At 51.8% G+C, this 24,664-nt stretch carries 29 protein-coding genes; 14 read left to right on the forward strand and 15 right to left on the reverse strand.

The genetic code is table 11. From position 1 onward, the window contains the following. Positions 1–495: 495 nt before the first annotated feature. From BBB56_RS06300 to BBB56_RS06325, 6 genes are all read right to left on the reverse strand, one after another. Positions 496–1,527 carry a tyrosine-type recombinase/integrase gene (locus BBB56_RS06300; protein ID WP_233592994.1) on the reverse strand — a complete coding sequence of 344 codons (1,032 nt, stop codon included), beginning with the start codon at positions 1,525–1,527 and terminating at the stop codon, positions 496–498. Between the two features lie 31 nt (positions 1,528–1,558). Then, on the reverse strand, positions 1,559–1,816 hold the full coding sequence (xisR, locus tag BBB56_RS23710) for an excisionase family protein (RefSeq protein ID WP_123800349.1): 258 nt from the start codon (positions 1,814–1,816) through the stop codon (positions 1,559–1,561). A 531-nt stretch (positions 1,817–2,347) separates the two neighbouring features. Further along, on the reverse strand, positions 2,348–3,613 hold the full coding sequence (locus tag BBB56_RS06310; protein ID WP_233592996.1) for a glucosyl transferase: 1,266 nt from the start codon (positions 3,611–3,613) through the stop codon (positions 2,348–2,350). Then, positions 3,591–4,532, reverse strand: coding sequence for a glycosyltransferase family 2 protein (locus BBB56_RS06315; RefSeq protein ID WP_123799890.1), 942 nt, complete (start codon positions 4,530–4,532; stop codon positions 3,591–3,593). The genes BBB56_RS06310 and BBB56_RS06315 overlap by 23 nt, the downstream gene beginning before the upstream one ends. Continuing rightward, positions 4,529–4,888 carry a GtrA family protein gene (locus tag BBB56_RS06320; protein ID WP_123799892.1) on the reverse strand — a complete coding sequence of 120 codons (360 nt, stop codon included), beginning with the start codon at positions 4,886–4,888 and terminating at the stop codon, positions 4,529–4,531. Before BBB56_RS06320 ends, BBB56_RS06315 begins: the two co-directional genes overlap by 4 nt. A gap of 370 nt (positions 4,889–5,258) precedes the next feature. Further along, on the reverse strand, positions 5,259–5,555 hold the full coding sequence (locus BBB56_RS06325; RefSeq protein ID WP_123799894.1) for a site-specific integrase: 297 nt from the start codon (positions 5,553–5,555) through the stop codon (positions 5,259–5,261). 629 nt (positions 5,556–6,184) lie between these two features. On the opposite strand from BBB56_RS06325, the gene BBB56_RS06330 reads away from it, so the two are divergent. The 3 genes from BBB56_RS06330 (at position 6,185) to BBB56_RS23615 (ending at position 7,922) form a co-directional block, all read left to right on the forward strand. Next, positions 6,185–6,517, forward strand: a complete 333-nt coding sequence (locus BBB56_RS06330) for a hypothetical protein (protein ID WP_123799896.1) — start codon at positions 6,185–6,187, stop codon at positions 6,515–6,517. A gap of 104 nt (positions 6,518–6,621) precedes the next feature. Then, positions 6,622–7,269 carry a metal-binding protein ZinT gene (gene zinT / locus BBB56_RS06335; protein ID WP_123800351.1) on the forward strand — a complete coding sequence of 216 codons (648 nt, stop codon included), beginning with the start codon at positions 6,622–6,624 and terminating at the stop codon, positions 7,267–7,269. Positions 7,270–7,757: 488 nt separating this feature from the next. Then, a complete protein-coding gene (locus BBB56_RS23615) occupies positions 7,758–7,922 on the forward strand; it encodes a hypothetical protein (RefSeq protein ID WP_199756204.1) in 165 nt (54 codons plus the stop codon). A gap of 321 nt (positions 7,923–8,243) precedes the next feature. On the opposite strand, the gene BBB56_RS06340 is transcribed toward BBB56_RS23615, so the two are convergent. Then, on the reverse strand, positions 8,244–8,870 hold the full coding sequence (locus BBB56_RS06340) for a helix-turn-helix domain-containing protein (RefSeq protein WP_123799898.1): 627 nt from the start codon (positions 8,868–8,870) through the stop codon (positions 8,244–8,246). A gap of 139 nt (positions 8,871–9,009) precedes the next feature. Between BBB56_RS06340 and BBB56_RS06345 the strand changes: the two genes are divergently transcribed. The 3 genes from BBB56_RS06345 to BBB56_RS06355 all read left to right on the forward strand — a co-directional run bounded on the left by BBB56_RS06345 (position 9,010) and on the right by BBB56_RS06355 (position 10,567). After that, a complete protein-coding gene (locus BBB56_RS06345; protein ID WP_123799900.1) occupies positions 9,010–9,399 on the forward strand; it encodes a hypothetical protein in 390 nt (129 codons plus the stop codon). Next, on the forward strand, positions 9,380–9,706 hold the full coding sequence (locus tag BBB56_RS06350; RefSeq protein WP_123799902.1) for a hypothetical protein: 327 nt from the start codon (positions 9,380–9,382) through the stop codon (positions 9,704–9,706). Before BBB56_RS06345 ends, BBB56_RS06350 begins: the two co-directional genes overlap by 20 nt. A gap of 84 nt (positions 9,707–9,790) precedes the next feature. Beyond that, positions 9,791–10,567 carry a hypothetical protein gene (locus BBB56_RS06355; RefSeq protein WP_123799904.1) on the forward strand — a complete coding sequence of 259 codons (777 nt, stop codon included), beginning with the start codon at positions 9,791–9,793 and terminating at the stop codon, positions 10,565–10,567. 50 nt (positions 10,568–10,617) lie between these two features. Here BBB56_RS06355 and BBB56_RS06360 read toward each other — a convergent pair whose 3' ends face one another. Continuing rightward, the gene (locus BBB56_RS06360; RefSeq protein WP_123799906.1) at positions 10,618–10,974 is read right to left on the reverse strand and encodes a TonB family protein; all 357 of its coding nucleotides are present in this window, start codon (positions 10,972–10,974) and stop codon (positions 10,618–10,620) included. A 158-nt stretch (positions 10,975–11,132) separates the two neighbouring features. Between BBB56_RS06360 and BBB56_RS06365 the strand changes: the two genes are divergently transcribed. Next, positions 11,133–11,399, forward strand: a complete 267-nt coding sequence (locus tag BBB56_RS06365; protein WP_123799908.1) for a hypothetical protein — start codon at positions 11,133–11,135, stop codon at positions 11,397–11,399. A gap of 21 nt (positions 11,400–11,420) precedes the next feature. On the opposite strand, the gene BBB56_RS06370 is transcribed toward BBB56_RS06365, so the two are convergent. Next, positions 11,421–11,660: a DinI-like family protein gene (locus BBB56_RS06370; RefSeq protein WP_123799910.1), complete on the reverse strand. Its 240-nt coding sequence runs from the start codon at positions 11,658–11,660 to the stop codon at positions 11,421–11,423. Between the two features lie 357 nt (positions 11,661–12,017). Then, complete coding sequence (locus tag BBB56_RS06375; RefSeq protein WP_123799912.1) at positions 12,018–12,341, reverse strand: DUF6388 family protein; 324 nt, start codon at positions 12,339–12,341, stop codon at positions 12,018–12,020. Positions 12,342–12,535: 194 nt separating this feature from the next. Here BBB56_RS06375 and yedD point away from each other — a divergent pair, with 194 nt between their 5' ends. Beyond that, a complete protein-coding gene (yedD, locus tag BBB56_RS06380; RefSeq protein WP_123800352.1) occupies positions 12,536–13,012 on the forward strand; it encodes a lipoprotein YedD in 477 nt (158 codons plus the stop codon). Between the two features lie 48 nt (positions 13,013–13,060). Here yedD and amyA read toward each other — a convergent pair whose 3' ends face one another. From amyA to fliD, 4 genes are all read right to left on the reverse strand, one after another. Further along, entirely contained in the window at positions 13,061–14,542 is a 1,482-nt protein-coding gene (gene amyA, locus BBB56_RS06385; protein WP_123799914.1) for an alpha-amylase, read from the reverse strand. 99 nt (positions 14,543–14,641) lie between these two features. Continuing rightward, the gene (gene fliT / locus BBB56_RS06390; protein WP_123799916.1) at positions 14,642–15,010 is read right to left on the reverse strand and encodes a flagella biosynthesis regulatory protein FliT; all 369 of its coding nucleotides are present in this window, start codon (positions 15,008–15,010) and stop codon (positions 14,642–14,644) included. Next, entirely contained in the window at positions 15,010–15,420 is a 411-nt protein-coding gene (gene fliS / locus BBB56_RS06395; protein ID WP_123799918.1) for a flagellar export chaperone FliS, read from the reverse strand. The genes fliT and fliS overlap by 1 nt, the downstream gene beginning before the upstream one ends. A 12-nt stretch (positions 15,421–15,432) precedes the next feature. Further along, positions 15,433–16,857, reverse strand: a complete 1,425-nt coding sequence (fliD, locus tag BBB56_RS06400; protein WP_123799920.1) for a flagellar filament capping protein FliD — start codon at positions 16,855–16,857, stop codon at positions 15,433–15,435. Positions 16,858–17,195: 338 nt separating this feature from the next. Here fliD and BBB56_RS06405 point away from each other — a divergent pair, with 338 nt between their 5' ends. The 5 genes from BBB56_RS06405 to fliZ all read left to right on the forward strand — a co-directional run bounded on the left by BBB56_RS06405 (position 17,196) and on the right by fliZ (position 22,398). After that, complete coding sequence (locus tag BBB56_RS06405) at positions 17,196–18,479, forward strand: FliC/FljB family flagellin (RefSeq protein WP_123799922.1); 1,284 nt, start codon at positions 17,196–17,198, stop codon at positions 18,477–18,479. A gap of 165 nt (positions 18,480–18,644) precedes the next feature. Beyond that, positions 18,645–19,847: a flagellin lysine-N-methylase gene (gene fliB / locus BBB56_RS06410; protein WP_123799924.1), complete on the forward strand. Its 1,203-nt coding sequence runs from the start codon at positions 18,645–18,647 to the stop codon at positions 19,845–19,847. A gap of 163 nt (positions 19,848–20,010) precedes the next feature. Then, on the forward strand, positions 20,011–20,979 hold the full coding sequence (locus BBB56_RS06415) for an HNH endonuclease signature motif containing protein (protein ID WP_123799926.1): 969 nt from the start codon (positions 20,011–20,013) through the stop codon (positions 20,977–20,979). A gap of 143 nt (positions 20,980–21,122) precedes the next feature. Then, the gene (locus BBB56_RS06420) at positions 21,123–21,845 is read left to right on the forward strand and encodes an RNA polymerase sigma factor FliA (protein ID WP_123799928.1); all 723 of its coding nucleotides are present in this window, start codon (positions 21,123–21,125) and stop codon (positions 21,843–21,845) included. Positions 21,846–21,894: 49 nt separating this feature from the next. Further along, positions 21,895–22,398, forward strand: a complete 504-nt coding sequence (fliZ, locus tag BBB56_RS06425) for a flagella biosynthesis regulatory protein FliZ (protein ID WP_033749773.1) — start codon at positions 21,895–21,897, stop codon at positions 22,396–22,398. Positions 22,399–22,503: 105 nt separating this feature from the next. On the opposite strand, the gene BBB56_RS06430 is transcribed toward fliZ, so the two are convergent. Further along, complete coding sequence (locus tag BBB56_RS06430) at positions 22,504–23,436, reverse strand: Rpn family recombination-promoting nuclease/putative transposase (protein ID WP_123799930.1); 933 nt, start codon at positions 23,434–23,436, stop codon at positions 22,504–22,506. Positions 23,437–23,603: 167 nt separating this feature from the next. On the opposite strand from BBB56_RS06430, the gene BBB56_RS06435 reads away from it, so the two are divergent. Then, the gene (locus BBB56_RS06435) at positions 23,604–24,590 is read left to right on the forward strand and encodes a D-cysteine desulfhydrase (RefSeq protein WP_123799932.1); all 987 of its coding nucleotides are present in this window, start codon (positions 23,604–23,606) and stop codon (positions 24,588–24,590) included. The last annotated feature ends 74 nt before the right edge of the window (positions 24,591–24,664 follow it).

Raw genomic sequence — 24,664 nt, forward strand, 5'->3', positions numbered from 1 at the left:
TCTGGACCCGTGTGAGACAGATTTGGGACACGCAAAGGTTCGCTGAGATTCATGGGGCATCTGTGGGACAAAAAATTGCCGCAATCTTTGCCATCTCTCTGCTACAGGGTTGGCAAGTCATTGCGGCAATGCTCTGTTGGCGCGGGCTTTCGATGTGATCTTCGCTCGATCTGTTTTTCCTACCACTGCATTATGAATATGCAGGTTTAAGCGGGTAAGTAGCTGAAAATAATAAAAATACTATACGGACACTTTAGCGAAACACGTATGTAGCACAAGATCGTTCATTTTCGTGTTGATAAGGGAAAGCTGATCCGTATTGTTCTCTGACATCCAGGCGCCATATACCCGGTACACCATCTGCGTATCTGAGTGACCCATTTGCGCGGCGACATAGTTCGGGTTTGCGCCTGCCGACAGCGCCCAGCATGGGAAGGTATGCCTGGACTGATATGCTTTTCGGTGACGAAGGCCGGCACGCCTTAATGCACTGTTTCATATATGACCAAGCGACTCTGTTAAATAGTAAGCGCCTGACCTGCCGTTTACTGAATCCAGACTGGCGTTAAAGACGAATATTTTCTGATCCTCGCTCCACTCACCGTACTCCCTGGTATGAAAGGCGAAAGAGGTCGGCGGATACATTCTTGTCAGTTCGCGCTGGTCACGGAGAACTTCAACCGCTGCATCTATCATGCATATGACCCTGTTGCCCGCCTCTGTCTTCGGGGGGGGAGCCTGCGGCGTCAGATTGCGTGACACGGTTATTGTCTTCGCTTCAAGGTCTATATCCTCCCAGGCCAGCACGCAGATTTCTCCGTGGCGTAATCCTGTCAGAATAGCCAGCGACCACATATTCGCGTTCTGCCGGTTAGCGCATCCTGCGATGAGGCGCGGAAATTCCTCTCGCGTCATCGGGTCCGGCCGCTTGTTGGATTTTTTAAGAGGCTTGATGCCCGTCATCGGGTTTGCCTCTATATATCCGTTCCCGTTCCCGTTCCTGTGCGCGAAGGCGAAGATGGCTTTCAGATCGGACATGCTGGAATTCACCGTTGCGGCCGTTCTTCCTTTCTTCTCTATATTCATCTTCCTGCCGGTGAAGTAACTTCCGTTCAGCAGCTCGATGCGCAGGTTAAGCAGATCCTTCTGCATGATGGACTTTATGTCCCGGCTGTTGCCAATGTTGTCGAGCGTAACGCGCACGCGCCGCTCTGTTGTCACATACGAGCTGTTTGCCCAGTCAGGCTTTTTGAGCTTCATCCATAAATCCGCCACGTCCCGTATAGCGACCGGCTTCGATGACTCCACCTCATTTTTGAACAGCGGCGATTCGGGAAACGGGCTACGGTAATCAAACCTCCCTGTCTTTATGCGGTACACGATGTTGCTGCGCAGCTCGCCAGCCATCTTCCTGTTCTTCGGGGTGTCGGGTACACCGAGCGCCTCCCACCGTCTTCGCCTCTCATACATGAACCAGATTCGAAGGTGGTTCTTGTTCGGGGCCACGCCTGTTGGGTATCCAGACATTTTCCATTCTCCTGTTGAAAGGGATCTGCATTTAAGCAGATTTGCGTCGCGGAATCGCCGCTGGCAGGCTGTCTATCCATTTCTCAACGAGCTTCCAGTCATAGAAACACTGGCTGTTGTCGAAGGGGACACCATCAGCTGAGACGTGCTTATATACCCTTCCTTCCATCCAGCATTCACTTCGCGCTGTCTTAATGGTATTGCTTTTCAGACCAGTAATGGCGACAACACTCAGATAAATGGCAACCCGTTTTACGGGAACATGCTTAGCACAGGGACAAGCATGCAGGCATCATTGTAACTTCAGGGATTGAAGGGATGGTGATAGGAAATAATGCTAGGAGATCCGATTTATTCCTTAAAGGTTCTGGCACCACGATGTCATATTGGGTGTTCACAGGGAATACCTTAAAGGATATGATCACTGGTTTTAGTGATTTAAGCTATTTTCCGCTGTCTCTCTACTAAGGGAATACTCATTGCGGATCTGCAACTGACTCATCTTATACTACACCGTCTGGCGCATTCGTAGAACGAGGAAAATTCAGGACTGCTGTAACTGTTTCGGCGGTCGCGGCAACGACTGGATCGTTTACAGTCACGATACCCTCAGGCGTGTTCGCAGAAGCTCTCAATGGGAACAGGCGACGCCAATTAATGTGAATGCTGGCTACCTGCTTTCCTACGCTCCTGGTGAGAGCACGGCGACCACTGCCAAGTTCTATATCAGAAACGCATCAGGATCAACTATTTCCGCATTTTCATTCCAGTTTGAATTGTCAGGTGAGTAACAATAAGGCCACTAAACGTGGCCTTCATTTTATTTCTTTATCAACTGCATCGTCCATCCTGGCGGATTTATTCTTATGTCCATTTTGCTACCGCTATCCATATCATTAAATTTCTCTATATCTTCTTTAAATCCAGACTCAGGCATTGGTGCTATACTAAAGCTGGGCAACAGAATAGCGATGGTAACTAAAGAAAACACTGAGACGATCAGCTTACTTTTACAATTTATTCTTGAAAATAGGAATAGAACGAAGCAGTAGAATGCGAAGTTAGTTACGAAAAAGTAACGCTGACCATTAATTGGTCCGAAGAATACAGGCCATTGAGGATCGGTGACGCTCATCATTGGCTTAGCCAGCGCAAATCCTATCATAAGAACTGGGAATATCAACGCCACCTTGAATCGCCATCCTGATTTAACGAAGAAATAAAGTGCGGGAACGATAAATGCGATAAATAAAGCAAGGCATACCCACTTTTCATATGGCATGAAAGCTATTAGTTCATTATTAAAGAAAGAGCCAGCAACAATTCTGTAAGCGACGATTTTAACCAAAATGCCAACAGAAGCCCCGAGCGGCGCAGATGACCTTGCTGTGTCTGGTGATAGTAATATTGCAGCCACCTGTATGACGCAACAAATCGCCATGACAGCATCAAAGGTATTAACTCCTTTGATTGCATTTGCAATTCCTCCGCGCTCACAAACTCTTTTCAGTAAAAGACATGGCGCTATAAATACAACGAATGGTCCACTTAGGGCGCTGATAACAAGCAATGCATAATCATGTGTCTTCCATGCAATACCATGACTGTCTTCTGACATTACCACCGCTACCAGATACATTGATAAATACCAGTGAATATTAGTAATATTTACAAATCCCTCTTCTTGGTTTGGCATCAGAATAAAATAAATAACCGCAGCGAGCCTGTATGACAGTGGCGCAAATTTCATTCTCGAAGACAATATGAAGCCAATAAAGAAGCACCTGATAAGTATGGCTATGACGTTAGCGCCAAGTGCTGCATTGGAAATCCCAAGAATCATCGAAATTCCATATGTCAGCCTTGATATAGTCTGGTAGTATCCATTTTGAGGAAGAAATAAAGAAGACAGGAATCCGTTATTATATATGCCCGCCATCCATATCTTACCGTCCTCTGCCCACGGCTGTGCATGCGTGACTATATCAGGGCGCCTGAGCACGAAAACAATAAATGAGAAAGCCATTACTCCTAATATAACTGCTGTGTTGAGAGGCTTTTTTTCATTCCACATGGTTCTGTTCATTCAATTTCCATTTTTTGATTATATATCTTGGTCTTTTTTTGGTTTCAACATAAATCCTGCCAATATACTCACCAAGCACACCTATCCCTATCAACTGAACCCCGCCAAGAAACAGAATTGATACCAGTATCGAAGGATAACCAGCGACGGGATTCCCCCAAATCAGCTTTTCTGCGATCATCCATACGCCGTAAAGGAAAGACAGCCCGGCAACGAAAAACCCCATGTATGTCCACATGCGAAGTGGGAGTGTAGAGAAAGAAGTAATGCCCTCTAATGCCAGATTCCATAACTTCCAGCCATTAAACTTTGTGGTGCCTGCGATGCGTTCCGCACGGGTGTATTCGACCACCTCCGTGCGTCCACCTACCCATGACAGAATGCCCTTCATGAAAAGGTTTCGCTCTTGAAGAAGCTTTATATTGTCAACGACTTCGCGTGACATCAGCCTGAAGTCACCCACGTTTTCTTCAATCCTTGGTTTACTGATCAGGTTATGCAGCTTGTAAAACCACTCGGCACTTTTGCGCTTAATATGGCTATCTGATGAACGGTCAGTGCGTTTTGCCAGGACAACATCAGCACCATCTTCCCATTTAGCAATAAGCTGCGGAATTACATCAATCGGGTCTTGCAGGTCAACGTCTATTGGTATAACCACATCGCCAGTTGATTCCTCAAGTCCGGCAAACAGGGCAGGCTCTTTGCCGAAATTACGGGTAAAACAAACGTGCCTGACCAGACTGTCATTTAACTCAATCTGCCTGAGAATTGACTCGGTTGCGTCAGTGCTTCCGTCATTGACGAAGACAATTTCTACATCATGTTCTGCAAAAGCGGGGCACCCACGGACCTCCTGATAAAAAAGAAGTATTGCTTCCTCTTCATTAAAAACAGGCACGACAAGAGATATTTTCATTTCCGATCCTTGAAGACAACAAACCTGGAATATAAGAAGCCGCAGACCAGGCTAATAGCTGAGAAAACGATAAGTGTTACAACGGGGTTAGCATGCGTCTTGTCTGCATACAAACCGACAGCAGAGGCCATGCCACCCATGAAGAAGAGGTAGAGCATATAGCGAATCGTGGTTATCTCGGCGCTGAAGGTCCATTTCGCGTTCGCAAAAAAAGAGAACGTAACCGCAAAGCAAAAGGCGACGAAGTTTGACAGGGACTGCGTCTGGCCTTGGGTGTAGAGGACTGTAAATACTATCCAGTGAATCAGCGTGTTTACGACGCCCACAGAGGCATACCGAGCAAAAGTCTTTACCATTATGATTGACCCTTTTAGCAGAAGGTGCGGATCTTGGCATCAGATTAGCCCTATGGCAAGAATTCGTAAGGATGTGTAAGGAATAAAAAAGCCCCGGCGATGGGGCAGAGATAGTCCGAGCCGATCTGAGCAGGCTGCGGGTGGGAGGCTAAAGCACAGCGAAAGTGCGCTACAGACATCAGTAGCACACATGCAGCACAAAAAAATACTGCAAAGCGCCTTGTATTCACCTGATTGATGAAGTGCGCCTTGCGGTATGCTTCTGAAAAACCACGAATCAACCTGAATACACGTACACCTGCAAAACTGCTAACTGAAATTATGAATATGCAGGGGTAGGTTATCTGACTGATAAGTATATAATTAAAGGTTAGACCGCTTTAGTGTGGGGCATGGATGGGACAAACTCGTTCAGTTTTACGTTGAGCAGGCTCCTCTGTGCTTCATTAGTTCCCTTCAGCCAGGACCCGTATACCTGATACACCATCTGCGCCTCTGAATGGCCCATTTGCGCCGCAACGTAGTTCGGATTTGCACCAGCCAACAACGCCCAGCATGCGAATGTATACCTAAACTGATATGCCTTACGGTGGCGAAGGCCTGCACGCTCAAAGGTATTGTTCCACATCTGACCGAGCGCCTCCCGCCGTCTTTTCTTCTCGTACATGAACCAGGTCCAGTTACTTTGGACCCGCCATGATGAGATCCGTGTATGCAAGCAAATCTGTATTTATAACGCGCATATTTTATTCGGGGGTTGAAACGGGATGCGGGTAAAACTTTTCCACCACTCTTTGCTTTTATCTTATACACGGCGTATCCATTACATACCTTTAGCGCAGCGTGTACACCCTAAACGATTGCACCTAAGTCAGAGTAGTTATGTGTATAGCTTTATCGCTAAATGCTATTAAAAATCGTCAGATTTTATTTTCTAAGGTTCATTCATTTTCAACAGTGAACAGAATTCAGTAAAAAGCTAACTCAGTGAGCAATTCCTCTTCTGTATAACTGCTTAAATCAAAAAAACGATGGCAAGGCAGGGGCAGTCCGCGCCGATCTAACCAGACTACATGGTGGCTAAAATTTGACGCCTGTGTGCTACTGCTGCCTGCCACCCCCATGAATCACAAAAAAATACTGTCCCAGATACCCTGTATTCTCCTGATAGGTGAAATAAGCCTTAGGGTATGCTTCTGATGGATCTTGATCCATTTACATCAACGTACCCTGCCATATTGCCAGAGAAACTGGAATGCAGGTGTAGAAACGAAGCCCTGACGACGCTAATCCCTGATGAAAAAAAACAGCCTCATTGCAGCCGTACTACTCCTCACCGCCTGTGCCACCAAACAGTATCCCCAGGCCCCCGCCGTTACGGACGAAGAAGCGGTGTCGTTAAACTGTCAGGCGCTTAAGCAAGAGATCGCCAAAACGCATGGTATCCAGCAGGAGATCAAGCAGACCAGCAGCTTCGACTACCGGACGGTAATGGGATTTGTCGGTGACTTCGGTATTGGCAATGGACTTGCCCGCCGTACCGCCAGCGAAAAAGCAAAATCGCGTCTTTCGCAGCTTGAAGCACTACGTGATGTTAAATGCGCGTCTGCCTTCACAGTAAAAACCTGACGAAGCGGCGAGACCAAAGTCGTTTGCAGTTAAAACTGGTTTTGCTTGTTATTTCTAATGTTATAACATAACATTTCGTGCTCTTGTTTAAAGGGAGAGTCACAATGTTAATGAAAAAAAGTGCGTTGCTGGCATTGTCTTTGCTGTTGAGTACCGGCTTTGCGCAGGCGCACGGCCATCATTCGCATGGTCCTGCCATGACGGCAAAGGAACAAAGCGCGTCCGAAGGCCTGTTTGCTGATAGTGATGTAAAGGACCGCGCGCTAACGGACTGGGATGGCGTCTGGGAGTCAGTCTATCCGCTGCTGCAACAGGGAAAGCTCGATCCGGTATTCAGCAAAAAAGCAGAGAAGGGTGGTCATCAGAGTGCGGAACAGATTAAAGAGTATTACCGCAAAGGCTACGCGACAGATGTTGAGCGACTGGGAATTGAAAATGGCGTGATTGAGTTTCATCGCGGCGATAGCGTGGCGGCCTGTGCTTATCATTATGTCGGGCACCAGATTCTGACTTACTCATCAGGGAAAAAGGGGGTACGCTACCTGTTTGAATGCCGTGATCCTGGCAGCAAAGCCCCTAAATATGTCCAGTTCAGCGATCATATTATCGCGCCGCGCAAATCGAGCCATTTTCATGTTTTCTTTGGCAATACTTCTCAGGAAGCCCTGCTGAAAGAGATGGATAACTGGCCAACCTATTATCCTTACCAGCTCACCGAAGATCAGGTCGTTGATGAGATGTTACATCATTAATAGCCTGTACCATCAGGCGAGCGGATATTATACGACGGCTACCGCTCGCCACTAAATATTTAGCCCGGTGACTCTGGTCTGATGAAGGTAATATTCGCGCGTACAGAATGACAGTATCAGCAGCGTATAAGCGGGTTTTGATTCCTGGAGCCGGACGTCGGTTTAATCGATTAAATAGATGCCGGCGACAATCGCGCTCACAGAAATGATATGTAATAGTTCTGTCATAATCCTGTCCTTTGTATCTGTGTTTTATTTAATTCAAGAAGCTATAAAGCAATTCGTCAAATCCTGACTGCCGATTAGTTTTGTAAATGTCTTTCTGGCCTTTCCATCTAAGACGGAACATGCCTTGTCCGATAAGCCAAACGCCAAGCCGGTAATGTTTTTACTTTTACGTCTTGTTCACGTTTCGACAATTTTACACGCAGTTTCAATAGTCGCGACGCTAAACTAATTAGACCCGATGGGGGTAAACGGAGGTGCTTATGTCAGAACGTCCTGATGATATTGATCCGATTCCAGATGATGGTCAGGTTCCTGGCGGCGTGGAAGATATTCCTGGGGGAGATGAGGATGAAATGCCTGAGGATGCCGAATTTCCAGAGGACGAGGACGAGGATGAAGACGAGGATGAAGGTCTGAATCCTTGACATCATGAAGCCGTCTGCGGACGGCTTTATTCATGTGCGCAATTTGTAAAAAACTGCCCGCGCAAGGCGGGCAAATATCATTAAGCAGAACTCTCGTTCACATTACGTAAAGGGTATGCGCATAGCGCAGGGTTATAGTCGCACCGGTATGACTTTATGTGAATGGAGAACAGCGCTGCGGGTCACAGGAAATTCTTATTACCTAAAAAAAACCCGCGCGAGGCGGGTGAAAGTCGTTACATGGTTTTATCCACATGCTGAATAAGACGCCGCCATGCGTAAGAGGTTCGAGCGAGCCGGTGAATAAAAACGGCAATGTGATTAGCTTCTCTCATCACGATAGCGTCGCCATTCCACCAGCGTGCCCGACAGCGTCAGCGTTTCTTCTGTAGAACGCAGCACAGGATAGTCTTCATTCAGCGGTACCAGTTCAAAATTATCCTGGCTGCGAACACGGTATTTGCGCACCACATACTCTCCATTGCCTCTTGCGGCGAGGACGACATCCCCCGGCTGCGGCACTACCTCTGGGTCGATCAGTAACAGGTCGTTACGCAGGCAGTGCGGCGCCAGCGCGTTGTCCCACAGCACAACGGCAAAGCTCGCGGCGGAACGAGCACGATCTGTCTGCACATAATCCCGTATTTCCACCTGGGGTGCTTCCGTTAACCAGCTGGCAAGCTGTTCTTTCGCCAGCACGGGCAGACCAGTTTGCATCTGCGTTTGCACAGTAAACACCGGTCCATCGCCGTCGACCAGCCAGGCGGGCGCACAGCCCAGTGCTTCCGCCAGACGCAGCAGATTTTCCCCGCGCGGCAGCGTCTCCTCTTTTTCCCACTGCGAAATCGCCACATGGGATACCGAAATTTTTTCTGCTACCGCTTTTTGCGTCAAATTCAAGGCTTTACGGCGGCGGCGAATACGCTCGCCCGTGGTTTCTTTTTGCATTGTCTTGACATCTCCAGTGAGCCAGACTTAAGTATACTTAAGCTGTTAATTTAAGCAATCTTAAGTTGCGGTGAGGGAGGCGCTTTACGTTTTACGCCTGACGCCAGTAGCTGTGACCCGTGAGGCTCAGAGGTGAGGCATGGAGAGTAGTTTAATTACCAGTGTTGGCGCGTTAGTTCTTGGAGGCGGGGCTGCCGCGCTTTTCTGGAAACCCCTTATTGCAGGCATTGCCTCAATTGTCACCAGCAACCGTGCCGGTGGCGAAATTATTACCAGCTATAAGGAGCAGGTTGTGTTGCTAAAAGAGAGCAACGCGTTGCTCAGACAGGAGAACGATGATTTGCGTATGCGCCATGACACGAATTTGCGGCGGATATCGACTCTGGAAACCGATCTGCGGCTGATTAAAAACGCACTCGGCATTCTGGTGGTGATGACCGACGCCGATCAGAACAGCAAGTTCCGCAATGAAATCGACAGACTGATTACCACCTTAGAGGATCGCAGCGATGGCAGAGATACACAGTGAAATAAAGCCGGTAAGCCATAAGCGCAAAGTGATGCTGGGCGTGCTGATGTTGGGCATGTCACTCCTGTGCATTCTGATGACCATCTTGTTCTTGTACGTCAGCAGCGCCGCCAACCGTCAGGTAGAAGATATTCGACGTGAATCGCGCGAAGCCGCCAGCCGACGTGAAGCCAAAGTCGATCAACTGTCGCAGCAGGTCACTGTGCTGCAACACAAACTGGATGCCCTACCGGATCGCACCGCTGAACAGACCGTCGATAAGGTGAAGCGGGTAGTGATACAGGATGAACCCCCGGTAAAGAAGTGAGAGGAAAAGCTTATGCGTATTTTCAATCTGATTGGGGAAGGCTTCCACGCCCTCCGATCGCTCATCACCACTAAGGAGTCTGCTATGACTGATACCAGCATGATTAATTCTACCGCTCAAACCGGTGACGCGGCGCTGCCGCAATTTGCGGTGCCGGACAGCAATGTGCCAACTAACCCCCAGTTGCAGCGTTTGTCGTCGCCTTCAACGGTTGCGCCTGCGACTTCTGAGGAGACGCCCGGTGAAACGCATGTGGCGCCGGATGCCACGGCACAGCACACGCCGGCACAGCCCGTATCAAATACCGACGCTGAGGCGCAGCCCGCCGTTCAGGCTACGGAGCAACAGCCCGCAACGGATACGCAGTCCGAGACGCCGATATCCGTGGCGGATGCCGCAGCCGGGCAGACCAGCGCGCAGGCGAGTAATGAGGGGGTTCAGCAGCCAGCGGCCGCAGCCGATAGCGGCAGCGATGCGCCTGCCGCCTCGAGCGCCCAGCCAGCGGCCGCAGCCGGTAGCGGCAGTGATGCGCCTGCCGTGTCGGAGGGCCAGCCAGCGGCCGCAGCCGGTAGCGGCAGCGATGCGCCTGCCGTGTCGGACGCCCAGCCAGCGGCCGCAGCCGATAGCGGCAGCGATGCGCCTGCCGTGTCGGACGCCCAGCCAGCGGCCGCAGCCGATAGCGGCAGCGGTGCGCCTGCCGCCTCGAGCGCCCAGCCGTCAGCGGCGGGGACTGAGCAAAGCGACTTCAGCGCTGGCGTAAAGGATTTCAGCGCGGCATTCGATTTCGTTCAGCAGGGAATAGAGCATCTCGGCACAGCGGCGAGGAATGAGCTGTTTGCGCTGGCGAGGAAGTATCTGTAATGCTTTATCCTGAGCGGCCATTAAACAGGGGACCCGCGTCCCCTGTTTTGTCAGAAAATCAGCGTGCTTCTGGCGCCGCCGCTGTCGGAAGGCAGCACAAAGCGAATTGTCATCGACAGGTTTTTGACTGGCTTATAAGGCTCATAGCGCCATTTGCCGACGGCGGCAATGACATAGGGTTCAAACAGACCTCGCGGTTCTGACCGCAGGATACGCATTTCACTGACTTTGCCTTCCGCATCCACGTCATAAGCAAATTTTACGTAGCCTTCGATATGTCGGGTTAAGGCGTAACAGGGATAAACCGGACGCGTCAGTTTTAGCGCTTTAGGCGTACTGGCGGAATCAGGGGACGCAGCGCAGCCAGTAAGCAGCAACAGAGCGAAAAGAAATAACAGCTTGTTCATTTTAACTTCCTGTTAAAACGGCGGGTAGAGCAAATGATAACGCTTATCGATGCTCACTGCGACTTCCGACTATTCTTAAGGCGGCTTCGTTATAATCCTCTATCTTTACTCATTCACGCGAGATATTTTCAGGTTAAAACCGCAAAAGGAGAAACAGCATGAGTGATTCAGCGGAAACGAAAAGCAAAACTGACTACCTGCGCGATGTGACCTCGCAGCTGAAAGAGATGCGCCATTACGCGCAGACCAACACGGAAACGCTCTCCAGCCACTGGCTGGCGTTTGATGCAGGTGAATATAAGGATAAGGAGTTCGCAGGTCGTATCGATGCGCTGCTTAACAAACAGGGCACGCTGCTCGACGACCTGGACGGCGCGATTCAGGATATGGAAATCGCCATCAATCACAGCGAGCAGGAAAAATAATCCTGCCCGATCCGGTGGCCGTTAATCGGCCACCAGCCACATCTCCGCCTCTTCGAACATCTCTTCGATAATACGCGCCAGCGTCGCCTTATCGTTTTTACTCATGTCGGTTTCGATAGCGTTACGCTCCATTGGCTTAACGCGTACCTCTATCTCAGGGAAGACGCGCTGTACGCGCTTTTCCAGCTCTCGCAAAATCATTTCGCGCGCGCCAGGGAGGCCGGCAACGTTACGCTTATCGTAAATCAATTCCACAAACATACTGGTATTCCATACAGGGAAAAAATTCGCTGGCACATCATACTGTAAATACAACCAGTGACAAGCCTCTGTGCGGGCACAACCGCTTTTTTTTCAGCAAAGGACGCAATTTTATCGCAGGTGGCAAAGCGAGAAGGTAAAAACAGGAGATATCTGAGGAACGCGGCAGGCAAAGGAAAAAATCAAACCTCTGGAGGTGGAAATCCAGCAACACCTCCAGAGGCGGTGCAAGCGCACCATTCGTTCAAGGACAATCACGACCGAAGTCGTAGGTTAAACTTATACAAGTTTTATTGGCTTGTACAATTTTATCCTCACTTATTTGACTGGTTGGAGGTGTTGTCACATTACTGGGGTTCAGAGTTCGTTCTTGATACAGAACTCTTCCCACGTCATGCCCAGCGATTCTGCGTGTGATTTAAGATAGTTTTCAATCGCTTCCGCAGCAACGGCCTTATCGGGTTCGGCAAGCTGGATAGAAAAAATCATGCCGTCGAGATTTTTCTGGCGCAGAAAAGCGGCATAGATGCGTTCGGCGTGCCATTCGCGCAGCTGGCGCAGCGACATGTTGGCGTATCGGGCGTCGCTTTCGGTTAATTCATCAAGCGCGGCTTTAAAATCGGCGTGGGCGGTGAAAAACATCTCGCGTGCCTGCGCGTAATAGGCTTCTGGCGTTTTCATAGGGTTTCCTGATTAATACGGTCGTGCAGCCTGTCAGTGTAACTTACCGGCCAGACCTTGTCAGGAATCCGTATCAGGGAGGTTGAAACGAAAAAAAAGCAGGCGACTGGTCCCCGGCGACGCGCAGACAGCTTGCGGAAAGCAGGCGAAAAATTATAACGTAGCCGCCATTAAAGCGATTTCAGGGATTAATGATGAAAAAGTGGATGCTGATGGCCACGCTGGCGCTGGCTGGCTGTGCGCAAATCGACAGTTATCAGGAGGCGGTGCAAACGCCTGCGCCTGCCAGCCTACAGGGCAACTGGCAAACGACAGGACCGCAAAGCGGGCTACGCAGCGATAACGCCCTGGGCAGCCTGATAATTAACGCCGACGGCAGTACCCTGGATTGCCGCCAGTGGATGCGCGTTATTGCCAAGCCTGGCAAGCTGACGCTGCTTAGCGGTGATTATGTCAACGTTAACCGACAGTCGCGCGTAATGCCGCTCAGCCTGGAAGGAGGCGAACTGCGCTATGACGGCCTGACGCTGCGTAAGGTCGAGCGCCCGACGGTCGAATGCCAGCAGGCGCTGGAAGAGGCGGCAAAGCAGCCGCAGGCGACCGTTATCCAGAATATCGAGCCGGAAATCCTCAAGTCCGCCATTACGCGGGCTAACGAAGAGAAGCAGTAACTGCGCACGGCCTTATTCCGCCTGGCGCGGCGGAATAAGGCATATTGATTACTCCGCCAGCACCCAGACGCTGACGCTACCGCCGTTACAGCGCACCACCACTGTGCCTTGCTCATCGGCGATCAGGGTTTCATCGCGATGACCTAAATAGTCGCGCCAGGCTTTGCCCGCAAAGCCTTCGCCCATCGCCACGCTTTTTTCGCCTTCGTCGCCGTTCGACATAATCACAATGCAGCCCGGCTGTTCAGCCGTCCCGCTGCGGCTAAACGCAACGCAGTTGGGATGATCGAAATAGTCGGTTTGCGCTCCCCAGCCGTAGATTTGACGGGCGCGGATCAGCGCCTCCAGTTCAGCGATAGCAGGCATTTCTACGCGATGGGTTTCTCCGTCGCCGCCCTCGTCTTCATAGCTGGCGCCGAAAAGATCGGGATAGAACACCGTCGGCACGCCCTGTTCGCGCAGCAGAATTAATGCATAGGCCAGCGGCTTAAACCAGGCTTCGACCGGGGCTTCCAGCGACTGAAGCGGCTGGGTGTCGTGGTTAGCGACGATAGTGACCGCATGCCAGGGATCGGCCTGCACCAGCGAACTGGCGAAGATCTGACTGAGATCGTAATCGCTCCCCTGCGTCGACGCCTGATGAAAATTCATATGCAACGGGGCGTCGAACAACAGGGTTTTGCCGTCGACCTGTTGAATATAATCCAGCAGCTTGTCTGTTTCGAACGACCAGTACTCGGCGACGATGAACATCGGCTCGTCGTTAACCTCCTGCACATGGTCGATCCACTCTTTGTAGAACCAGGCGGGGATGTGTTTTACCGCGTCCAGACGAAACCCGGTGCAGGGCAGCTGCTCTTTTATCCAGCGCGCCCAGTATTTAAGCTCTTCACGCACGGCATTGTTGCGAAAGTCGATATTCGCGCCCATCAGATAATCGAAATTGCCCAGTTCGTTATCGACCTGATCGTTCCAGCCGTCGGCGGTATAGTCATTGACGATTTTGAAAACGCCGTTCTCATCCGGGTTCTCAATATGATCGACGCCGCTGAAACATTTATAGTCCCAGACAAATCTGGAGTGCTGGCCCGCGCGCGCGGGAAAACTAAAGCGCGTCCAGGCTTCGCACTCAATCACGTCGTCGTCGATCTCATCGCGGTTATCGGGATTGACGCGGTTAACGCGCACGCGCTCCTTCTCATCCGCGCCCATTTTATGATTCACCACCACATCGAGCAGCACGCCGAGATTGTGGGCGCGCAGAGCATCTACCGCGGCCAGCAGCTGCTGTTTGTCGCCATATTTGGTGGCGACGCTGCCTTTCTGATCAAATTCGCCCAGGTCAAAAAGATCGTAACTGTCGTAACCCACCGAATAGCCGCCCGATTCGCCTTTATACGCAGGCGGTAGCCAGGCCATGGTGATGCCGATGTCGCTCAGCCAGGCCGCTTTTTCGGCCACTTCAGGCCAGAGTTTGCCGCCATCCGGGTAATACCAGTGGAAAAACTGCAATAAGGTCGGGTTGTGCATGTGCTGTGCTCCAGCGGGAAGGAAAAGCAAGTATGGAGCACGGAAAAAAAAAGACGCACCGGCAGAACAACTATTTTCTCTGCGCGGTGCGTTTCAACATCAGGAGAGCGGCTGGTTCTCTACAGGAACCATGATACTGCCCTGTTTGCCGTAGGCGCTGAGCACCGATTTCTGACGGGTATTCTGACTCACCAGCGTCGACAGCTCATTCATGCGCTCCTGGAGCAGGCGTTTGACTTCGCTTTCATTATCCAGAATATGGCGCAGCACCGGACGCAGCTGCTCCTGTGCCTGAACAGAAGGCGAGGCGGCTTCAGTGGTACGCGCCAGCCGTTGCACCGCGCTGACGTAATCCACTTCCTTTTTGATTAAATCATCCCATTCGCCCTCGGCCGCATGACGCAGCATCTGCTGGCTAAGATCGAGTAACTGCTGGTAAATGGCAATCAGTTGCGGTGCAAGTATCATTAAACGGCGTCCTGAATCAGAGGTTGAGGCTGAGCAACTTCTTTCCAGGCGTCAGCGATATTACGCAGCAGCGCTTCGACCTCAACGATGGCCTCCACGTCGTTACGTAAATTCGCCTGGAGAAGTCGCCGCACCATGTAGGCGTAAAGCGATAGCAGGTTAGTGGTGAGCTCATCGCCGCTCTCTTCAGAGAGACCCTGCCTGAGCCCGTTTTCGATAATGTTTATGGCTTTGGAAAGAGAAAGCCCTTTCCCTTCAATATTGCCGTCCTGCAAAAAAAGGCGGGCGCGAACCAGCGCGCTGAGCGCGCCTTCAAACAGCATATTGATTAACTGATGCTGGCTGGCACTCATGACGGCGCTTTCAACGCCGATTTTTGCATAGGCCTGGGTGCCATTTGCGGTGTACATGATCACTCCTTATTACGAGCTGCTTGAGCTGGAGCTGCTTGACGATTCAAACTGCTGCGTCAGGTAGCTGCTGGTCTGGTTAAGCGAACTCATTAATACGTCAAGCTGCGTGAACTGGGTTTTCAGGCGCGCAATGGTGTCGGTAATACGGTCGTTCACCTTGTTGTACTGATCGGTGAGATCGTTCAGCGTTTTGCTGACGCCGTCGGTCGCCGACTGCACGATACCGGTGCTGGAGAGCCAGCTGGTCAGGTTGCTGGCGACGGTAGTGGCGATACCGGTGGTTTTACCGTCGCCGATAATCATCTCTTTAACGCCCGCCATATCGGATGTCAGGCTGCTGCTCAGTTTGTCCGAGTCCAGCTCCAGCTCACCGGTGGTTGGATCCGAGGTAACGCCAATCTGCGCCAGCGTTTTAAAGGTCGAGGAGCTGGCGGCGTTGGTCAGCAGGCTCTTTAGCTGGCTCTGAATGGTACGCAGCGTGCTGTCGCCAAGCAGGGCGCCGTTGCTGGAGTCCTGCGAATCCGCGCCGACATCGACAGCGGTATATTTCGTCAGGCTGGAGAAGGTGTCCTGCAGCGTATTGTAAGCCGAGACCCAGCTGGTAATGGCGCTGTTGGCTTTTGAGGTGTCGGTAGCAATGGTCAGCGTCTGGTTGCCGGTGGTGGTGTCGCTCAGGTTAAGCGTTATGCCTTCCAGCGCGTCGCTGATGGTGTTGCTGCTGTTCTCAATGGCAATGTTATTGACCGTCAGCTTAGCGTTTTGCGCCGTGACGCTCTCGGTCATCGCATTGCTGCTGGCGCTGGCGTCATAGCCGACGATGCCCTGGAGCGTATCGTCACCTGTGACTTTAATGCTGCTGACGGCGTTGTCTGAACCGGTTTCGTTCGAGGTGATGGAGAGGCGGTAGCTGCCGTCCGATACCTTAATAATGCTGGCGGTGACGCCCGCGTCTGCGCCGTTGATGGCGTCGCGCATGCCGGTCAGCGAGGTCTGGTCGCTGGTCAGCGTAATGTCTTTGCTGGAGCCGTCCGCCAGCGCGATGCTCAGGGTGCGGCTGCTGGCGGAGCTGTCACCCAGCGCCGTGGTGTTGCTGCTCTGCACTGCCGAAGTCAGGGTCTGCGCCTGCGCCAGCTGCGATACGCTGATGGTGTACTTACCCGCCACGGTGCTGCCAGATGTCGTGGCGCTAAAGGCGCTGGAGCTGCTGGTGGCTGTAGTGGCGGTAAACAGGTCCGCATTATTGAGCGTGGTGTTGGCCGTCTGAAAGGTCGTCAGTGCGCTTTTCAGCGTCGCGTAGGCGCTCAGCTTGGCCGTATAAGAGGACTGCTGATTTGAAATCGGGGTCAGCGCGGCTTTTTCCGCCGTCTGCATACTGTCGAGAATACTGCTTAAGTCCAGGCCTGAACCGATACCCAGGGTAGAGATACTTGCCATGCTTGTTTCCTTATCATGTCGACACGGAGAGTGAATACCGGGGTTATCGGCGGCGAATAAGGAAAGTTTAAAGTTATTCATGACTGCGCGATAAAGCGAATAGCGCATATAGAGAAGGGTATTTCTACGGCTAGAAAGGCGGTGATTTTCCTCTAAAGAAGTGGCGGGCGAGGGCGATAAAGATAAGCGTGACAGGTTGAAGGAAAAAATTTTCACCTGGTACTAAAAAAATTCTAAAGGTTGTTTAAGGGCAGACGATAACAACTTTGACGGCGCTGAAGCCGGCGGGTTGAAGCCCACACCTTAACCGAAAGACTTGATTAACAGGAATATTTATCATGGCCCAAGTCATTAATACCAACAGCCTCTCGCTGATCACTCAGAACAACATCAACAAGAACCAGTCTGCTCTGTCTACCTCTATCGAGCGTCTGTCTTCTGGTCTTCGTATCAACAGCGCTAAAGATGACGCTGCTGGTCAGGCGATTGCCAACCGCTTTACTTCTAACATCAACGGCCTGACTCAGGCTGCGCGTAACGCTAACGACGGTATCTCTGCTGCGCAGACCACTGAAGGCGCGCTGTCTGAAATCAACAACAACCTGCAACGTATCCGTGAGCTGACCGTACAGTCTCAGAACGGCACCAACTCTGATTCCGACCTGTCTTCAATCCAGGACGAAATCAAATCCCGTCTGGACGAGATCGACCGCGTTTCTGGTCAGACTCAGTTCAACGGCGTGAACGTGCTGGCAAAAGACGGTTCAATGAAAATCCAGGTTGGCGCGAACGATGGCGAAACCATCTCTATCGACCTGAAAAAAATCGACTCTTCTACTCTGGGTCTGAAAGGTTTCTCTGTTTCTTCTAACGCCCTGAAACTGAGCGATTCCATTACTCAGGTTGGCGCGAGCGGCTCACTGAAAGACGTTGACCTGTCTTCTGTTGCTACCAGCCTGGGCGTATCTGCAAGCTCCCTGACTCTGCACAACGTGCAGGATTCAACCGGCGCTGCAACCTCTACCTATGTGGTTTCTTCTGGCAGCGACAACTACGCGGTCTCTATCGACGACAGCACCGGTGCAGTGCAGCTGAACACCACTGACGTAACCTACGACGACAGCGCAAACGGCGTCACCGGCGGTTCAATGACCGGTCAGTTCGTGAAAGTTGGCGCGGACAGCACTGGCGGAGCGGTTGGCTACGTTACCGTTCAGGGTAAAGATTACAAAACTGACGCGACGGCTATTGATAACGGCGGCGCAACCGGTACTCTGGCTGTTGCCAGCAACATCGGCGACATCGCCAGCACCTCGAACGCCAACGCGTTCACCGGCGCAGCGACTTCTGACCCACTGGCTCTGCTGGACAAAGCTATCTCTACCGTAGATACCTTCCGTTCAAGCCTGGGTGCGGTACAGAACCGTCTGGATTCTGCTATCACCAACCTGAACAACACCACGACTAACCTGTCTGAAGCACAGTCTCGTATTCAGGATGCTGACTACGCGACCGAAGTTTCAAACATGTCTAAAGCACAGATCATCCAGCAGGCTGGTAACTCCGTGTTGGCGAAAGCTAACCAGGTTCCGCAGCAGGTTCTGTCTCTGCTTCAGGGCTAATGGTTCTCTGATGAACCTCTTAAAACCCCGCTCCGGCGGGGTTTTTTTATATCTGAGATAACCCTCATGAGTGTCAGCTGTTGAAACCATAGAGCAACGGGAAAGTTTGATATTCTCTTGCGTAACTTTTTGGTTTTCACCGGTCAGGCAACAGTAGGGAGAGTTATGAAAGAGATTTCTGTACTCGAACCCGTTTTTTATAGCGAGTTCAGATGTACTGGCGGCGAGTGCCGCGAACACTGCTGTAAAGGCTGGAACATTGTTCTGGATAAGCCGACAGTCAATCATTACTTAAACAGCAGCGATGCTGAAATCAGAGCGATTGCTAAAACTAATATTATTAAAACAAAAAAAAGCTACGCTGACTGGGGAAAAATAAGCTTCTCGCAAAAAGATGATTGTGCTTTTATGGATGAGGCAAGATTATGCTCTATTCATAAAAAGTTGGGCGCCGCTGCACTAAGCCCAACTTGCGCTAACTACCCCCGAATGCAGAAAGCCACCAGATATGAAATTAAGCAGACTTTGACGCTGTCTTGTCCTGAGGCGGCGAAGAAATTGCTGTTGAATAGCAACGCCATGCTACTTCGCGAGAAAAAAGAGCTGCGCGCTCGCGAGTTAAACGCGCCCGAGCTGAATGAGGAAGGGCGATTGATTAATCTGATGTGTACCAATATTCTCTTCGGCTGCGGGTCCCATACGCAACAGGGATTGTATGGTATAGCCATGCTTTTTCTTTATCTTGAAAAACTGGAAAATAACGAAGAAAAGTATGCAAAAGCAGAAGAGTATTTTGCCTCTGTTCTACACTCTGTAGAAAATGGCGAAGTGCAGCAGTTAATCGATAAAATTAAGCCGGACTATCAGTTGCAGTGGCGTTTACTGCTTCGCTTGCTGAATTATCTCAGAAATAAAAAATCCGTGCGAGGCAAAGCCACGTTACAGCGCTACGTTGATAACCTGTATTCAATCCTGAGCGACATCGCCGATGATGGACGGGTTAATTTACCCATGCAGCGTCTTGATAATGCCTGGAAAGAGAAAGTTGCGCCCTGGTTAGCCGAACGCCCGCATATTATGCGTAATTACCTCCAGTACCGTATGTATAATGACGGCTTTCCGGCGATCAAAACCCATAGCAGACTGGCCAACCTCTATCTTCTTACCGCAGAATGGTTTTTGTTAAAGTCCCTGGTATCCTCTTGCGTTGCACAGGATGGCAATATCACTGAAGATGATGTGATCAACGTCATTTACAGCTTTCACACCCTGACCAAACACGATCGCCTTTCTGATAAAGCCTTTCTGAATGAGATCGACAAGACCAAGGTTAATGACGACATTTCGTTAATTTATTTACTGACTTAATCACACCAGTAGCTGTAGGTGAGCTGACGTACAGCTATTTTTTTGTCATTCAGCAGCACGTCCATGCTGTCCGCTTAATGTTACAGATCCTCGTCAGCCTGCCGATAACACCCTACACAACAGCATCTCTTTTTAGCCCGATTTTTCTTTTTCTGGAGTGTCTATGCGCTTCAATTATGACTTGTTACCTGGTGAGAAGCTGACCTTTGACGAGATTGCGCTGCGTTACGCGCAGCAGCATCCCGACGAAAAGGCGCTCACCGTACGCGGATTGCTGAGTCCCTCTACCAGCCACCGTACGCTGCGCATTCGTGCGGTCTTTGCCAGCGAAGAGAGCAACAGCCCGCTGGAGGATCTGCTGTTTATCTCCGACGACAATGAGCGCAAAAACTATCTGCGCCGCTTTGAGCACTATCTCAAGTCGCAACAGCCTTTTGCCTGTTTCCGCCGCAGCAGCGAGGAGCAGCGCGATAACCTCTGGCAGGTTATGGGCGAGAGCCGGGTCTATGCCATGCTCGATCCCCAGTCGACGACCGCGCAAAACCTGCTGACCAGTCGCGGCTATCAGCTGGTGATGATGCGTGAGGATGAGCACGACGCCTGGTGGCAGCTTTTCGATCCGCAGTCGCATCCCTGTTTTCCGCTTTCTCGCCGCATTCAGTTTATTGTGGTGCTCAGCATGCCGCAGCATAAAGTGCCCACGGCGGTCATGGCTGGCATGGAAGTCGGACGGCGCGTTAAAGCCAGTCTGTTTCAGCGCGCCAGCCAGGCAGAGTTTCTGACGGCGGTCAAGGCGCGCTATGGCGGCTGCGTCATGACCGGGACGCGTCTTACGGATCGCCACCGCTGGCCCTGGGTGGAAGCCTGCCATATCGATACGCGCGTCAACGAAGAGGGCATGCTGGCGGACAATAGCGTCGATAACGGCCTTTTCCTGCGCAGCGATCTGCACCGTTTGTTTCTCAATAAACTGATAAGTATCGATGGTGAATCCGGCCAGATTCGCTTTCATTCAGACCCGGAAACCCGGCAAAGCATAAGCCCTTATTATCAGGCGCTTGACGGGCAAGTCTGCGCGCTATGGGAGGCGGTGCCGCCCGCCACGCGGCAGCGGCTGCGCGCAACAGGCTAAACGACATTCAGAGAGCGGGACCATTCGCTCTCTGACATAACAAAAATGAAATAACCTCGCTTTTGCCCGCCTATTCAGCCAATCGATCCCCCTACAGAATTGGATAATCCTGCCGATAACTTTATTAACGCAGGGTAGTCAACGTGAACGATTTCTATACCGCCGAAGGCGTGATGGATAAACATTCGCTCTGGCAGCGCTACGTCCCGCTGGTGCGCCATGAAGCATTGCGTTTGCAGGTGCGTCTGCCTGCAAGCGTGGAGCTTGACGATCTGTTGCAGGCCGGAGGTATTGGCTTGCTGAATGCTGTAGAGCGTTACGACGCGCTACAGGGGACAGCATTCACCACCTACGCCGTGCAGCGCATCCGTGGCGCAATGCTGGATGAACTTCGCAGTCGCGACTGGGCGCCGCGTAGCGTGCGCCGCAACGCGCGCGAAGTGGCAGGCGCGATGCATCAGGTCGAACAGAGTATGGGTCGCGCAGCCACCGAGCAGGAAGTTGCCGATCGGCTGAATGTCTCGCTGGAAGAGTACCGGCAGATCTTGCTGGACACCAACAATAGCCAGCTTTTCTCTTACGACGAGTATCGGGAAGAACACGGCGACAGTGCGGAGCTGGTCACGGAAGGGCACGAAGAGGCTAATCCGCTGCATCAGTTGCTGGAAGGGAATCTGCGTGAACGCGTCATTGAAGCGATCGAAGCCTTACCCGAACGCGAAAAAATGGTGCTGACACTGTACTACCAGGAAGAACTGAATCTGAAAGAGATTGGCGCAGTACTTGACGTGGGTGAATCACGCGTCAGTCAGCTGCACAGTCAGGCGATAAAACGCCTGCGTGCCCGACTTACGGGAGCGCGCTGACGGCTTCAGTTCCTGGCGATCAAAAAATAATAAAACCGGGGACTCAGCAATGGGAGCCAAATCCAAAGCCAGACCTTTAAGCCGTTATCTTAAAGACTACAAACATAGCCAGAGTCACTGTTCTCATTGTGGCAAGGTACTTGACCGCATGGCGTTAGTCTTTCGCGGGCAGATCATCAATAAAGAGGCCATTGCGCGCATGGACCAGATGATTGATGAGCAGCTATGGCTGAAATTACAGCCAGAACTTACCGCGCTGTGCCGTTTTTGTAGTGATATTTTTTGCAATACGCATCCTAATTACTTCGACATTATGGCGTTCAAACAGTATCTGTTTGAGCAAACGGAAATGAGCCACAGCACGATCCGCGAATATGTGGTTCGGCTGCGTCGTCTGGACGATATGCTTAAGGCCAAAAATTTCCCGGCCGATCGTTTAAGCGGCAATAGCTGGCATGCATGCCTCGAGAACGACCTGCCTGACGCAGGAAACAATAATTACCGTATCGCCTTGCGCAAATACGATCAATTTTTAGGCTGGCAGCGCAGCTAGTCAATGACCCTTGCTGTTCTGAACGTCTCTGCTTCGGCAGAGACGTCTCAGAGTGAGATTCAGCGCGTCCGCTGAACAGGAAAGAGACACCGGAATAAGCTTTAGCTAGTGTGAAAGCTGCGCCAGATCCTGTTCGGTCAGCCCGGTCATTTGCATCACGATTTCACGGTCAAGACCGTTTTTTAACATGGTTCGGGCAACCTCGCATTTGGCTTCCTGCTTGCCCTGGCGTCGGCCTTGCTCTATGCCTTTTTCCATGCCTGTTTTCAGGCCTTTTCGCTCAAGCTGTTCTGCAATGGTCATAAGGATCTCCCCATGTCGCGGCACCTGCTGTGCCAGTTGCCGAACAAATGCGTCGGCGTCCGCTGTCTCACCTGCCTGAAGGATATAGTGTACCAGCGATACTATCTGTGATGAAGTGAGGTAATCCTTTAACAGCATGGGCACCAGCCGGTCCAGCATCTCCGCCAGATCGCGCTGGTGAATATGTTTTTGCAGCAGCGTCAAAGCGGCCATGCGGCGATGGTTCGCGATTTCATCGTCCGGAATGACGGTAACGTCTACCAGCGGAAACGCCTGGCCGTAGATTCTGGCCGCCAGCGCCGAATCGCTAAACTCATCCAGCCAGCAGGTAGACCAGGGGTAGGGGCTACGTTTGCCTGCATAAAACAGCACCGGCATCACCAGAGGCACCCTCTCATGACCCGCATCCAGATGGCGCTGCATCGCCGCAACCGCATAGCGCAGCAGGCGGAAAGCCATATGCTTATCGGGCGTGGACTGATGTTCAATCAACACATAGATATATCCCTCATCTCCGTGGATGGTCCTGAGGCTGTAAAGAATGTCGCTGACATAATGGCGCAGATCATCCTCAACAAAAGAACCTGACTCCAGTTTCAGCGTGTTGAGATCGCAAATGGCGCGCAGTTCTGGTGGAAGGTGGATGTCCATAAAGTCGCGGGCGACGTCCGGCTGAGAGAGAAATTGCCGAAAGGCGGCGTCGTGCGGCACAGGGGTATGCTTTTTCTTCTTCATCTTTCCTGACTCCGAAAAAAACCTGCCGCCACTCTACCCGCGGATAAAAAAAACACATTGATCCGGTCATCCATCGCAACCTTCTTTTTAAAAACGCGAAGGCAGATGATTCCGCGCGTAACTTCTGCAACACTGTAGACATCATTGTGACAGCCCCGGAGGCCGCGTTGTCTTTACATCTTATTCATCAGTTTCCTCGTCTTGAGCTACTCGGCGCGCCTACGCCGCTGGAACACCTGCCGCGCCTTTCTGACTACGTCGGCCGCGACATCTTTATCAAACGTGACGATGTCACGCCTGTCGCGCTGGGCGGAAACAAGCTGCGTAAACTGGAATTTCTGGCGGCTGATGCGCTACGAGAAGGGGCTGACGTACTGCTGACGGCGGGCGCTATCCAGTCTAACCACGTTCGTCAGACGGCGGCCGTCGCGGCTAAGCTTGGTCTGAAATGCGTGGCGCTGCTGGAAAACCCGATTGGCACCCGCGCGGAGAACTATCTCAGCAACGGCAACCGGCTGCTGCTGGATCTGCTTGAATGTGAAATCGTACCGGTAGAAGCATTAACGCATCCTGCGACGCAGCTGGCCGAGCAGGCGGAACGCCTCGAAGCGCAAGGTTTTCGTCCCTATATCGTGCCGGTTGGCGGATCGAACTGGCTGGGCGCGCTCGGCTATATCGAATGCGCGCAGGAGATTGCGCACCAGAGCGAAGGCGTGGTCGATTTCGCCGCCGTGGTGGTGGCCTCAGGCAGCGCGGGAACGCATGCCGGGCTGGCGGTCGGACTGGAGCAGCTGCTGCCGGAAACCGAACTGATCGGCGTGACCGTTTCGCGTAAAGCGGAGCAGCAGCTGCCGATAGTGGACAGCCTGCGTCAGCAGCTGATCAGCAAGCTGGAGGTGACCAGTAGCGCGCCCGTCACTCTGTGGGATGACTATTTTGCGCCTCGCTATGGCGAGCCGAATGAAGAGGGCATGGAGGCGGTAAAACTGCTGGCGAAGCTGGAGGGGATTCTGCTCGATCCCGTCTATACCGGCAAAGCAATGGCGGGTTTGCTGGACGGGATCGCCCAGAACCGTTTCCGCCGTGAAGGCCCCTTGCTGTTTGTGCATACCGGCGGCGCGCCGGCGTTATTTGCTTATCATCCTTCGGTCTGAGCAGGCTGAAAAAAAGCGTTTATACTTCGCGAGTTATTACCGCAAGACCGGGCGTCGCACCTGCGCTGCCTGAT

It is taken from the genome of Candidatus Pantoea deserta (genome assembly GCF_003813865.1).
Classification (GTDB): Bacteria; Pseudomonadota; Gammaproteobacteria; order Enterobacterales; family Enterobacteriaceae; genus Pantoea; species Pantoea deserta.